The following is a 12,511-nucleotide window of genomic DNA, read 5'->3' as shown; positions in this document are numbered from 1 at the left end:
GGCAACTCCATACGGTCGGACACGGAAGGTCCGCGCATCCGGCTCAACATAAACCCATGTTATTCGATCCGCTTCGGCCGCGATCGGCTGTCAGGCGATGTGCAATAGGGCCAGCAAAGACATGCTGATCGCGCCCAAGCCGAGCAGCGACAGCACCACGGCAGACGTCACCTTGCCGCCAGCTTTGGCGACGGTGCGGACGTCCACGCCCAGTCCCAGCGCTGCCATCGACACCACGGTCAGCAAGGTGGCGATGCGGCCGATCGGCGGAATCGCAGCGGTCGGCACCAGCCCCATTGACCGACAGGCGACCATCACGAGAAAGCCGACGATGAACCACGGGACCAGATGGGCAAGGTCGAACTTCCTTGGCGCTGCGGTGCCTGCAACAAACTCTCCCACAGGCAGCTCCTGCGGGGCAAGGCGCGGCGCAATCAGCGACAGGACGAGGCAGACTGGCCCCAGCATCAGCACACGGACCAGCTTGACCAGCGTACCCATCTGCACGGCCGCAGCGCCCAGCGGCGAGGCGGCTGCGATCACCTGCGGCACCGCGTACACGGTCAGTCCGGCGAGCGCCCCGAAGGCGATGCCACTCATACCGAGCGCGATCCCGAGCAGCGGCAGGCCCAGCACCACGATGACGCCCAGCACGGCGGTGAACGCAATGGAGGCGGCGACGTCATCGCTGTCGGCCCCGATCACCGGCGCGACCGCGGCGATGGCCGAATTGCCGCAGATCGAGTTCCCGCACGCGATCAGCAGTGCCATGCGTGTTGGCAGGCCCAGCAAACGACCTATGCCGAAGCTCAGCAGGATCGCACTTGCCACCACGCCGGCGATTCCGACGAGAAGCGGCACGCCGGCAGCCACGATGGTGGTGGCACTGACGGAAGCGCCGAGCAGGACGACCGCGACTTCCAGCAGATATTTGGCGCTGATTGCGATGCCGTCGTGCCATCTGTCGCCGGGCGTCCAAAGGCTGCGGATTGCGGTGCCGATCAGGATAGCGAGGACCAGCGCCTCCAGCCAGGCTTTGCCGGCCAGGGCGCGCTCGCCTGCTTCCAGGATATAAGCAGCGCCAGTCACGGTCAGGCAGAGGCCGATACCCGGCAGGAGTGGGGCCAGTCTGTTCGTTCGGGCAAGAGGTGCGTCTGCGTGGGTTCGGGCAACGGTGGTCACGGCGGAGTTCCTTCCGCCGCATCATCTATGCCGCCACCACCGATCGTTCCAACGCATATATATTGTGATTTCAATCACCAAATGTGATTGGTTGCGCTACAGGTGCGGCATGACGCTAGAGCAGCTCCGCATCTTTGTCGCCGTGGCCGAGCGGGAGCATATGACTGCTGCTGCCCGTGCCGTGAACGTCACCCAGTCTGCGGCCTCGGCGGCTATTGCCGCATTAGAGGAACGGCATTCGATCAAGCTGTTCCACCGCGTCGGCCGCGGTATCGCGCTGACCGAGGCCGGGCGAATGTTCCTGACCGAAGCGCGCGGTGTTCTGGCACGGGCGGAAATGGCTGAGACGATGCTGCGCGAATTTGGCGGGCTGGCACGTGGCACGCTCAGGGTCGTCGCCAGTCAGACCATCGCCGCCTATTGGCTGCCGCCTTTCCTCGCGACCTTCCACACTCGCCATCCCGCGATCGATATAGCCCTTGCGATCGGCAACAGCGAACAGGCGGCCGCGCGGGTCCACGATGGCGCGGCGGACTTGGGGATCGTCGAAGGGCAGATCGACGATCCGGCGCTGGCGCATTGGCCGATCGGCGAGGATCGATTGCTGATGGTCGGGGCCAGGCCGTTCGGGAATGCCTCGATCGACGCCGCCTGGCTGCGTCAGGCGCGTTGGGTGCTGCGCGAACCAGGGTCCGGTACGCGCTCCACCTTCGACAGCCACCTGCGCCGCTTGGCCGTCGATCCGGCCACCCTCAACGTGGCATTGACGATGCCTTCCAACGAGAGCGTCCGCACGGCTGTCGAGGCGGGCGCTGGCGTCGCCGTTCTGTCTGCGCTGGTGGTCGAACCAGCCATTGCCGCAGGCACGCTGCATGCCGCCCCGATCGCGTTCGAGCCGCGCCCTTTCTTCGGGTTACGGCACAAGGAGCGCTATCGCACGAAGGCCGCAGACGCCCTGTTGGACGTGATCGGGCACAGCCGAGGCAACCCTTAAGCGGCACGTCCAAGGGCGCGAGCGCTGGCGAGATATGCGCATTCCTGTTTCGCCATCCTTCGGGACGCTCCTGAACGGCTGCTCTCGGTTGAACCTGCCGTTCAGCTCGGCCTTCGTAGATGTCGGGTTTGTCCCAATTCTCGCCATTTCCGGTCATTCTGTGAATCGGCTCGCCACCCCGAAACCGGCCGATCCGCTAACCGTCAGCAGTCCCGTTTCTTCATGTTCAACAGACCGTTTTGGGAAAACGCAATCGGGGTCAGATTTCGGGAAAGCTGCCGCCTTCAAACAGGGGAAGACGGCAGCAACTGTCCCGTCCCGTTGCAGGTTCGTTTTCGGGAGGGCGGGTCTTAGCCATAAGGATCATATGACCAACCACCTTCACATCATCACCGGCGGGCCCGGACCGGGCAGAATGAGTTTGATCGACGCGCTAGCAGCTGAGGGTTTGAACGAATTGTCCTTGTTTCTTTTCCTCTTTCCTCAGAGGGGCGGCTTCCCCGTTCTTCGTTTCGAAAGCCCAACCGGCGGCGGATGCGCCGGGTAACGGACTTGTCTTCGAGGTCCGGACGTGTGTGGCAGCGCTGTCGATGCGCAGAGCGATCGCGCCGCGCGAATGCGGCGGTGCCGGTAGGGCAAGAGTGCGGCCCGCCTGCGAACTCGGCCGTAGTGACCACAATGATGCTGGTCAGCGACGGATCTGGGACCGGTGCGCTGAGCACCGGCCCCACAACCGATCAGTCTTTCCAGATGCGCCCAGTGGCGCAGTTGACGAGTAAGCGGCTGCTGTCGAGCTGCATCTTCACGCCGGGACGCAGCGGGGTGGCCTGCTTGATGGTGCACCTGGCATCGAAGGGCAGTGGCAGGACATCGAACGGCGTGAGGCCGAGCAACGTCTGCGCGTCCTCTGCGTCGAAATCCTCTTCATACCATTCGAGGAACTCGCCGCGTTTGACGATCCGGCCAGGGGCCGAAATCTCAGCCTCGATGCAACCGTCGCGCCAGTACAGGGTGGCATAGACCGGCCCCAGCGGGGTGTCGAATAGCACGACCGTGTCATAGTCGATCGCCAGACGAGCAAGTACCTCCGCCTGACCCTCTGGCGCGTAGCGCACGACAGCAGCGGCGAAGGAGTCGATCTCACCGTCTGCGCCAAGTGCGCGCACGACGTCGCGCGCTTCGCGGCGACCGACGATCTCGTGGGTGGCGCCCTGGTTTGGATACACGCCCTCGAAGGGAGCGGGCATGAAGTTTCGCACCACGCCGGGACGGAATGCATCGTCGATGGCGTCATAGTGGACGTAGAAGCCGAAGTGCTTGTCGGTGTGTTGCCGGTGAAGGTCGATGGCGATCGCGTGCAGCGCGACGCCAACCGCATCGCTCGAGATCTTGCTCTCGGCGATGTGGCGCACTGCGCGAGCTTGTTCTGCTATGTCCTGCCGACGGTGCCACATGGCTCTCATGTCGTTAGCGATCGACAAGGCCAGGAATTTGATGTCCTCTGGCATGGCGGCGGCGAAGCAGGCCGCACCGGTGCTGTTGACCTCACGTTGCAATACCACGCCGCCAGCGTCGTGAAAGGGCGGGAACGCGAGCAGATTTACGGGACCGTAATCCGAGATGTTGCAGGGCGAGGGCAGACCGATACATTGCCACGGGCGACCTTGAACCCATTTGCTGATGAATTCACGTAGCAACTCGAGGTTACGGCCATAGGCATCGTACCGGACGGTCTCCATCGGAGACAGACCCGGCTTGCCCGTCTGGATCACCCAGACTTCCGCTCCGATCTCGACCGAACCCGGTTCGTACGGCCGGACGACGGTGCCGAGAGGAAGGCTGAATGGCCTGCCGTCTCCGTAAATGGCGAATAGCAGAAGGGCGCCGAGCTCCCTGATTGCGTCTTCGTCCAGAGTGTCGATTGTATCGACGCCATCCTCACTCCCGCTGCATCGTAGATCGACCATGATCGCGGATGCCAAGACAGTGGCGAGCAATGTTCCGTTTTCCAGTTCAACCGAGCGCAAGGCAGCATCGAACTTATCGACCAGCGTGACTTCAAGCAGGTCAGTTGCGAACGTCTTCATTCTAAATACTCCTTTTTTTCCTTTCTCTGGCTTTCGCCAATCTTCTTCAGAATCGATCGATTGCAGGTCGACTTTGAGGAGGGAAAAAAAAGAGGAGAAGGGGTGACGCTCGCCTAGGACGCTGTCAGGGCTGATGAGCGGCCTGATGGCCGCGGCATGCTCTATGGCTGGTCGGTGGATGCATCGGTCTGGCCGACATAGAAATGTCGGCTATTGCGCTTGATGAGGACGCCGCGCTCCTCAAGTTTTTGAAAGTGCCAGGCGATGCTGCCGGCACGCGCGCCGGTCTTGCCGCCGCCTGAGGCGCTGCCGACCAGCGACCGCGCGGGCAGGGGCTGCTCGGCATGCATGGCCTTGAGCGTCTTCATGACGCGGTCGGCCGCGACGCGCTGACCATCGGCAAGGTCAGGATAGGTCACGCCCATGACCTGCATCACGAGGTCGGTGCCCGGCGTGTAGTCCTGCTCGACACGTCGGGATCGGTTAGCGCGAGACGGTGCAGTGCGTGAAGTCTTCGGCTTGGCTCCGGACTTCGGCTTGGCCTGAGACTGCGGCGGCGTCGGTTCGCCAGCACCAGTGCCCTCGTCATCGGTGGGGGCAGGGAGGCTCACCTCGCGAAATGCCCCCTGAGCGTCGCGGATGAGGTAGCGTGGTTCGCGGCAGACCCCGAGCAAGTTGGCCTTTGCGGCATAGATGACGAGGAAGTCCTTACGCTCGATATCGGGGAAGAGGTCGCGAAGCTCCTCCTCCTCGTAATAGATGCGGCCCTTCTCGCGCCACTCCTGAAGGAGGCGCACCTCGACCGCCATGCGCGGTGCCGTCGTCCACATGGCAACACCGCGCAGACGGGAGGCGGCGCTCCCCCACGGATCCTTCTTGGGGACGAAAGCGGCCTTCGGGACATGGCCGATGATCGTGAAGAAGACGCTGAGTGCTTCGCATAGCCGTCCGAGATAGAAGAAGAAGTTGGTGGTGGCCTCGCCCTCCATGCCGTCGAACCCGGCCATGCTGGTGGCGGAGTCCATGACGACGCCGACGATCCGGTCCTCCGGATCGTCGTGCCGCGCGTTCCACTCGGTGATGTAGCGGCGAACCTCGGCCATGACCTCGGAGGGTCGCCAGACGCGGTCGTCGCCGAAGCGCAGCAGGCTGGCGTTGGGGTGGCCGAACTCGTCCTCGGTCATGCTGAGGAACGGCATGACGTGCAGGCGCGAGCAGGTCTCGTGCGCGACGGCCGCACTCTGGTGCATCGTGTTTTGCACGATGTCGCGCAGACGGCCGACGATCTGCGGCCGGGCGTCCTCGGCGGTGAGGATCAGGACATGGCCGGTGCCGTTGATCTTGCCGCCCAGCCAGGTGGGGGCCCGGTGCTCCGGGCGGCTCGCGATCATCGCCGCCATCCAGAGCAGAAGCTGCGTCTTGCCGGTCGAGCCCGCGCCGAACCAGACGGCGGCGCCCTGGGCCGCCAGCCAGCCGTCGATCCGGAAGGGGATGGTCGGGGTCGCGTCCTCGAAATGGTGGCTGGCCAGCCATTTGTCGGTCTCGGGCTGGGAGTCCCAGCGCCTCGTCGGCGCAACATGCGCCGACGCGGGTCGGCGATCCGAATGCTTCGGATCGCTTGGTATGGCATTCGATTTGGACATGCTGGCCAATCCCGGTTGCGGGTCGTGCTCATGATGAGCGCGACGGGAATTCAGCATTCAGCGTACAATGCCTTTATATATGTTTATGGGCCATGGGCGGCTGAATGCATCAGCCGCCCTGGTCCCAGTGTGCGCGCTGAAAAAATTGCGGGCGATGGTTAACGCGGGCGCAGGGCCTCTTGCGCGATCGTCAGGGTGACGGGATCAGCTCTTCGACCTTGGCGGCTTCAAGCGTGAAAACTTGGCGCAACGCCTCGGCGCCGTAGCGCTCCCAGTCTGCGGCGTAGGGACGGTGAGACAGGTGTTCGGAGACGAAGCTGGTCAGCCGCTGCGTCGCTTCCAGAGTCGACACGCTTCCGCCCAGCAGATGCCGCCAGCGCATGAGGAGCATCAGGGTCGAGAGGACATCTCCCTCCGCCACGGCCTTGACCGACGACCATTTGCCCTGATCCATCAGCTTGCTGACCTGATCCGGGCGGCATGTGATCTTGGCGGGCACGCCGAGTTTGGCAGCGACCTCGGCGAGGTGTGCGGATTTGGCGCCGCCACACATTTCGCTCATCAGGTCGAGGTGTCCCGACGCCTCGCGCCGCCATGGCGAATGCAGGCCTGCCAGTGAAGGAGGCAGGCGCAGCCCCGCGGCGACGGCGGCGAGCATGATCTGCGGCATATCGGAGTGGAATCCGCCCCAGGTCACGATCTGGACATGACCCAGTTGCGCCATGTCGGCGAGAAAGGCACCGACGATGCCAGCCTCGTCGAGTTCGGGACACCCGCGTGTCTCCATTCGCACCGGGCGCAAGCCGTCGTCACCGTCGGTGAGGATGAGCCAGGAGAGGGCGACGATCTTCTGGCACGGCCAGCGCGGTATCACGCGCGGGTCATAGCGGCGATCGCGCGGCTCGATGTCGGCGACGTCGGCAGGGCAGAAGCGTTCGGCCGCAAGATAGCGACCATGGACTTCATGATCGTAGCGGCATTCCGCATCGAGCACGACGACATAAGCAGGGGTGTCGCTCTTCCAGAGGCGAGCGGGATCGATATGCATGGTAATTCTCCTATCGAAGGAAGGTCCGGGATGAGGGGGGTGGGCTTCAGAGAGCAGTGGGCTGCTCGCCCCGCCAGCGGTCCAGCGCCCGAAGTGCTGCTTGTGCAGGGTGATCGGCGTCGTCGAAATCGCCGAAGCCTTGAGCCCAGCATCGCCATCCGGCGATCGCCTCACCGATCAGTTCGACCGCAGTGGTCGCCGGATCCGGCAGCAGGACGGTCGGCATCTCTGCAGCGCACTCGTCAACTGGCGTCTGCGGCGGGCACATGCAGGGCATGAGATGCGCGCGTGCCTGACGAAGGTGCCACGTGTACCCGAGCGGCAGGGCCCGCCATCGTCCCGCGGTGTCGGCGGCGGCCATGATGATCTGCGGATGGCGCGCCGGATCGGCCAGCGCGAGCAGACGGTAGGGCACCGCGCCGAAATTGTCCCAGCTGACCACGGCACCGGGCGATGCGACGTGCGGCTCCAGCCAGTCGAGCAGATCAAGGACGGTGTCCCCTTCGCCGAGGCAGCGAGCCTCGGTCGAGAAGCGGTAGCCGTCATGATCCGGCGTGACAGTGAGCATGCCGATCCCGCAGAAGATGCGGGCATCCGGCCTGTTGCGCGCGGCGGGACAGGCCCCGATGGTGCGAATGGCGAGTGCGATCGATGTGGGCGCGAAACCGCGCTCCTCAACCGACAGGTCGACGAGAGACATGGGCATTTCCTTGGGCATTGGCCGCATGGCGGCCGTGTGGGATCAGTTGGTTACGGACAGCAGGTCCGCGACGTGCGCTTGCGCCGCGGCGTGATCGCTTTCGCCGAGCCAGACGGAGAGATGGTCGCTGAGGACGGCCGCGATGCTGTGTCCGACCGGGTTCAGCGCGGCGAAGCGCCGTATGACGAGCCGAAAGGTGGCGATTGCATCGACTTGCACCTGCCCCTCGATCTCGCTGATGTTCGACCGCAGCCAGTCGGCGAAGCGGCGGCCCCGATCGACCTGGGCATGGAGAATGTTCATGTTCGCGCAGGCCTGCGCGAAGGTCAGCCGTTTGTCGTCATGGCTGGCGGTCAGGTTCAGAGCATATTGCTGACCGCATCCCGCGAGCGCGCGGATGCAGGGCGACCATTCGGCTCCCGGCAAGTGGTCGAGGAGTGCGGCGTCATCGTCCAGGCCATATCCGGCGATCGTTGCGCCATCGCGGAGCAGCTGTTCGTCAAGCCAGGTCAGGAGCCACTCAGCGGGATCGGAAGGCTGGAGGACGCAGCTGCCGAGGGCAAAGTGAATGTCCGAACCGCGCAGTTCAGCGGTCAGAATGGCAGCACCGATGGGGATTTGGCGGTCGACGCCCAGGCGATGACCGACGTCGAGCCGGGCGACGCTCAGGGCCGTAATGATAGGTGAAGAAAGCATAGGCGGAGAGCTCCAGGCACGCGCCATAGGCCCCAGGCTGCGTGAAACGGCTGGGGTAAGGACGCGCGGATGGTGGGAATGACCGGCAGGACCGATCGACGGTGAAAATTCTGACCGAGGGCCGAGCCGGCGGATGCCGACTCTTTTTTTCCTTTCGTTCAGAGCTTTCGCATCGTCCGTCCGTACGGATCAGCGCCACCAGCGCCCCTTTTCCATGCCAGCGGCATGGCTGTGCCCCTTCGGACTGTCGCAATTCGTTAAGGTTTGACTTATAGCCTGAGGCGGTTCGCGGATTTTGTCCGTGAACCGGGGCGTCGAAACCCCGCACTGAAAGCCGGTCGCAAGACCAAACACGGTCGCAGAGCTCTTTGTGACCGGGTGGCGGACGCGTATGTCCAGGCCACCCGGCTAAAGGCGCCCGCGCCAGTTTCAGTGCTGGTTTCGAACATCCGGTCTCCAGAGGGCCGGCACCCCGCCATTTCACGGGGTGCCGCCGGCTGTCCGGCGCGCATCCCCATCGGGGGATGACGATGGTTGGAGTACGGGGGATCAGAGCAGCGTCGGCCAGCATGCTGGCGTTGACGATCGCCGCCTGCGGGGGCGGCGGCGCGATCAGCAGTTCGGGCAGCGTAGCGACGCCACCGCCGGCTGGCGGCTCGACGCCGACGCCGAGTCCATCACCGACACCGACACCGTCGCCCGCGCCGACGCCATCGCCAAGTCCGACACCGTCGCCAACGCCGTCGCCGAGCCCAACGCCAACGCCGTCTCCGACGCCTTCACCCACGCCGACACCGGCTCCCACACCGACACCGACACCGGCTCCCACACCAACGCCAACGCCAACGCCAACGCCGCCGGTCTATTCGACGCCGGTGCCGCCACCGCCGGGCTATGTCATCACGCCATCGGATCGCCAGCCGATCCGCTCGGTCAACGACACGCCCGAGTTCCGCCGCAACTACGGTGCGAACGAGTTCATGAATGCGCTCTACGCCCTCGACAGCGGGCACATCGGTCAGGGTGTCACCGTCGCCGTGGTCGACGATGGCGTGATGAACGTGAACGGCGAGCTCGACGGCCGCATCGACCAGACGCTGTCCAAGGACTTCGGCTATATCGTGGCCGCCGACGGCACCCGGACCAAGCGTAACGAGCTGGGCAGCGCAGCGTCGGACCACGGCACGGCGGTCGCCAACATCATCGCCGCCCGCATCAACGGCAACGCGACTGTTGGTTATGCCCCGTCGGCGACGATCGTCGCGCTGCGGGTCGCCGACTGGGACGAGAAGACCCAAGGGGAAATCTTGTGGCACACCGACGAGGCCATCCGCTATGCAGCGGACAAGGGTATCAAGATCGTCAGTTCATCGCTCGTCGGTGGCAGCGCGAGCTGGACCGCGGCAACCGAGCGCCTGGCAGCAACCGGCGGGCTGCTGGTCAACTCCACCGGCAATTACGGCGCTGCGGATCCCCACAATAGCCAGTGGATCACCGCCGACAATCGCAAGGCGCTGCTGTTCGTCGGCGCGCTCAGCCCGGCGCTGAACCAGTATGAAATTGAGGCCTATTCCAATCGGGCGGGGACCATGAAGGATCGCACCGTCGTCGCGGTCGGCTCCAATGTTACCACGCTGGTCGATGGCACGGTCGGTGTCTTCTCCGGCACCAGTTCGGCGGCGCCCGTGGTCGCAGCCCTCGCCGCCGACATCCTGTCCAAGTGGCCGCAGCTGAGCGGTCAGCAGGCGGGCGACGTCATCCTGAAGACCGCCAAGGACATCGGTGCGCCGGGACCGGACGAGGTATTCGGCATGGGTCTGGTCGACTTCAAGGCGGCGCTGTCGCCGGTCAATCCGACGCTGTCGAACGGCAGCACTCAGACCAGCGTTGCCAAGTCGGTGATGATGGTGCCGACGGCGGTCGGCACCGCTGCGATCCAGACGGCGCTGTCGCATGTCACAGTGCTCGACGCCTATGGCCGCGACTTTGCGGGTTCGGTCGCCGCGCTCGTCGTCCAGCCGCAGGTCATCGCCGACCGCCGGATCGAGCGGCGGGTCCAGCAGATGGGGCGACAGGCGAGCTTGTCACTCGGCGGCTTCAGCGGGACGATGGGCTTTACCAGCACCCGCTTCGGCCCAGGACAGGATCAGGTCCGTGCCGAAGCGACGGCGGGCACCTTCGGTTACACTGACGGGACGACCGGGGTGCACGCGGCGTGGAACGGTGCCGACATGCTCCAGGCCGATGTCATGGGTCTGGCGCCCTTCGCCGATGGCGTGCTCGCCTATGCCCCGCAGGCCGCGACCAGCCTCGGCGTCGACCGGGCGGTCGGTGGCGGACGGCTCGGGCTGACCATTGTGGCGGGGCGAGCCAGCGGGAGCGCCGCGCAGGCGATGACGCTGGGCTGGAGCCGCGGTAGCACTGATCTGCGCGCCTCTTACATCGACGAGGATGGCACGCTGATGGGTATGCCGACCGGTGCCGGTGCGCTGCGATTGGGACGCGGCGCCCGCACCGTCATGGTCGAGGTCCACCACCGCATCGGTGTGGCCGATGGCTGGGCGCTGGAGGGCTATGGTTCACTGGGCATCACCCGGCTCAAGATCGATGCTGCGTCGCTGGTGACGGGCGCGACCCCGATCCTCGGCAGCCGGATCGGCGTGCAGGCAACCGGCGCGATGCCCGGCGGCCTGCTGACGCTCGGGATCGCGCAGCCGCTCGCCATTGAGGCGGGCGCGGCGGAGCTGACCCTGGGCACCGGCTACGACCTTGCCAGCCGTTCGGTCATGTACGGCGTCACCCGCGCCAGCCTCGCCGGAGCCCGCCGCGTCCAGCTGACCGCGGGTTACGTCACCCACACCGCCATGCCACTCCGCCTCGGCGTCATGCACGACGTCACCGACGGCTCCGCCGCCGCGCTCGTCGGCTGGCACACCGGCTTCTGATCCGATCGATATCACAGGGAGAGACTCATGCGTTTGACCATTGCACTCGTCATCGGGCTGGCCGCCGTGCCCGCCGCCGCCCAGCGGGCACCGATCACCAAGCTACTCGACAAGATCCCATCCGTCTTCGGCAACGGGCCGAAACAGCCTGCCATCACCATGCCGGCCACGCCGGTGATCGTCGGCCTGACCCGCGCTGCCGATCGCAGCGTTGCCGGTGATCCGGTCACCTTCGATCTCGGCGGCTTTCGCCTCGGCATGAGCGAGGCGGAAATTTCCGCCGTCATCGCGACGCGAAAGTTGACGAGCCGGGGCGTGACGCGCTTCGTCGATTTCGAAAGTCAGGTTCGCAGCGCCATCAACATTAGTGGCGGCGTTGGGGGTGTGGAAACACGGCGTGGCGTGCTTGGCGAGGCCACGCTTCAGGACGATGCTGGCGGACGCTATGTATTGAAGACGCTGGTCTGGCCGGATGGGGCGCATCTGTCGTCGATCGTGTACCTTGCGCCGCAAGGAACGACGGTTGCCGAATGGCGTCGCATGCTGGTCGAAAAATGGGGCACGGCGCGCGAAGAGCAGCCGGGTGATACATTCGCGGCACGCTGGAGCAAGAACGGCAGTGGCTTCCGCGCCAGCGCGAATGTTGGCCCGCGGGGCGGGACTGTCGAGATCGCGCCACCTGAAGGTTCGGCCCAGCAACCCGGCCGACTGGTCGAGCAGGCCGCTGACGCCTTCATCGCCGCTCGTGCCAAGAAGCCGGTGCTGTGATGGGCGCGAACCTGAAGCGGACGATGCACATCCGTCCGCTGGTCGTAGCCGCCGCGCTTCTGGCGCTGACCGCCTGCGGCCAGGGACCGGGTGATGCTGCCCGTGCCGCGATGGAGGCGGCCGGGCGCGGTCAGACCGCCGAGGCGCTCGAACGCATTGATCCGGAGATCAAGGCGACCGCCGGAATTTTCATCACGCCGATGCTGCAAGGCAAGGCCGCGAACGCGCAGAAGCGGGGCGGCGTGACGTCTGTCGAGGTCGAGAAGGTCGACCAAATGGATGCGGATCACGCACTGGTGACCACCGTCACCCGCTTTGGCGACGGGTCGACGCAGACCGACACCGGCAAGGTACGAAAAGTCGACGGCAAGTGGTACATCACGATGTGAGGTTACACACGCCCGTTCCGAGCCGATAATCGCCACGTTCCATGCTCGGCCTATGCGAG

Annotated in this window: 11 protein-coding genes; 4 read left to right on the top strand and 7 right to left on the bottom strand. The window is 65.2% G+C overall.

All coding sequences use genetic code 11. The annotated features are described in order from the left end of the window. Window positions 1-90: 90 nt before the first annotated feature. Complete coding sequence (locus QE363_RS19525) at window positions 91-1,182, bottom strand: putative sulfate exporter family transporter (RefSeq protein ID WP_309697984.1); 1,092 nt, start codon at window positions 1,180-1,182, stop codon at window positions 91-93. Window positions 1,183-1,291: 109 nt separating this feature from the next. Between QE363_RS19525 and QE363_RS19520 the strand changes: the two genes are divergently transcribed. Next, entirely contained in the window at window positions 1,292-2,176 is an 885-nt protein-coding gene (locus QE363_RS19520; protein ID WP_309697982.1) for a LysR substrate-binding domain-containing protein, read from the top strand. A 737-nt stretch (window positions 2,177-2,913) separates the two neighbouring features. Here QE363_RS19520 and QE363_RS19515 read toward each other — a convergent pair. The 6 genes from QE363_RS19515 to QE363_RS19490 all read right to left on the bottom strand — a co-directional run bounded on the left by QE363_RS19515 (window position 2,914) and on the right by QE363_RS19490 (window position 9,202). After that, the gene (locus tag QE363_RS19515; RefSeq protein ID WP_309697980.1) at window positions 2,914-4,263 is read right to left on the bottom strand and encodes a hypothetical protein; all 1,350 of its coding nucleotides are present in this window, start codon (window positions 4,261-4,263) and stop codon (window positions 2,914-2,916) included. Window positions 4,264-4,424: 161 nt separating this feature from the next. Beyond that, window positions 4,425-5,963 carry an AAA family ATPase gene (locus QE363_RS19510; protein ID WP_309697978.1) on the bottom strand — a complete coding sequence of 513 codons (1,539 nt, stop codon included), beginning with the start codon at window positions 5,961-5,963 and terminating at the stop codon, window positions 4,425-4,427. 133 nt (window positions 5,964-6,096) lie between these two features. Continuing rightward, on the bottom strand, window positions 6,097-6,954 hold the full coding sequence (locus QE363_RS19505; RefSeq protein WP_309697976.1) for a hypothetical protein: 858 nt from the start codon (window positions 6,952-6,954) through the stop codon (window positions 6,097-6,099). Between the two features lie 46 nt (window positions 6,955-7,000). Continuing rightward, the gene (locus QE363_RS19500) at window positions 7,001-7,654 is read right to left on the bottom strand and encodes a hypothetical protein (protein WP_309697975.1); all 654 of its coding nucleotides are present in this window, start codon (window positions 7,652-7,654) and stop codon (window positions 7,001-7,003) included. A 42-nt stretch (window positions 7,655-7,696) separates the two neighbouring features. Then, window positions 7,697-8,350, bottom strand: coding sequence for a hypothetical protein (locus tag QE363_RS19495; protein WP_309697973.1), 654 nt, complete (start codon window positions 8,348-8,350; stop codon window positions 7,697-7,699). Between the two features lie 612 nt (window positions 8,351-8,962). Then, entirely contained in the window at window positions 8,963-9,202 is a 240-nt protein-coding gene (locus tag QE363_RS19490) for a hypothetical protein (RefSeq protein WP_309697971.1), read from the bottom strand. 23 nt (window positions 9,203-9,225) lie between these two features. On the opposite strand from QE363_RS19490, the gene QE363_RS19485 reads away from it, so the two are divergent. Genes QE363_RS19485 through QE363_RS19475 form a run of 3 tightly spaced genes read left to right on the top strand, consistent with a single transcriptional unit; the run spans window position 9,226 to window position 12,452 of the window. Beyond that, window positions 9,226-11,295, top strand: a complete 2,070-nt coding sequence (locus tag QE363_RS19485; RefSeq protein ID WP_309697969.1) for a S8 family serine peptidase — start codon at window positions 9,226-9,228, stop codon at window positions 11,293-11,295. Between the two features lie 27 nt (window positions 11,296-11,322). Further along, window positions 11,323-12,063: a hypothetical protein gene (locus QE363_RS19480; protein ID WP_309697967.1), complete on the top strand. Its 741-nt coding sequence runs from the start codon at window positions 11,323-11,325 to the stop codon at window positions 12,061-12,063. Then, the gene (locus QE363_RS19475) at window positions 12,063-12,452 is read left to right on the top strand and encodes a DUF4878 domain-containing protein (RefSeq protein WP_309697965.1); all 390 of its coding nucleotides are present in this window, start codon (window positions 12,063-12,065) and stop codon (window positions 12,450-12,452) included. Before QE363_RS19480 ends, QE363_RS19475 begins: the two co-directional genes overlap by 1 nt. The last annotated feature ends 59 nt before the right edge of the window (window positions 12,453-12,511 follow it).

Source organism: Sphingomonas sp. SORGH_AS_0870, assembly GCF_031453175.1.
Classification (GTDB): domain Bacteria; phylum Pseudomonadota; class Alphaproteobacteria; order Sphingomonadales; family Sphingomonadaceae; genus Sphingomonas.
The sequence above is the reverse complement of the archived record's forward strand: the minus strand, read 5'-3'. Positions and strand labels throughout refer to the sequence as shown.

Coding starts and splice junctions, on each gene's coding strand:
- QE363_RS19520 (WP_309697982.1), top strand. CDS start 1,292: ATGACGCTAGAGCAGCTCCGCATCTTTGTCGCCGTGGCCGAGCGGGAG.
- QE363_RS19500 (WP_309697975.1), bottom strand. CDS start 7,654: ATGTCTCTCGTCGACCTGTCGGTTGAGGAGCGCGGTTTCGCGCCCACA.
- QE363_RS19475 (WP_309697965.1), top strand. CDS start 12,063: ATGGGCGCGAACCTGAAGCGGACGATGCACATCCGTCCGCTGGTCGTA.
- QE363_RS19480 (WP_309697967.1), top strand. CDS start 11,323: ATGCGTTTGACCATTGCACTCGTCATCGGGCTGGCCGCCGTGCCCGCC.
- QE363_RS19515 (WP_309697980.1), bottom strand. CDS start 4,263: ATGAAGACGTTCGCAACTGACCTGCTTGAAGTCACGCTGGTCGATAAG.
- QE363_RS19495 (WP_309697973.1), bottom strand. CDS start 8,350: ATGCTTTCTTCACCTATCATTACGGCCCTGAGCGTCGCCCGGCTCGAC.
- QE363_RS19505 (WP_309697976.1), bottom strand. CDS start 6,954: ATGCATATCGATCCCGCTCGCCTCTGGAAGAGCGACACCCCTGCTTAT.
- QE363_RS19510 (WP_309697978.1), bottom strand. CDS start 5,963: ATGCTGAATTCCCGTCGCGCTCATCATGAGCACGACCCGCAACCGGGA.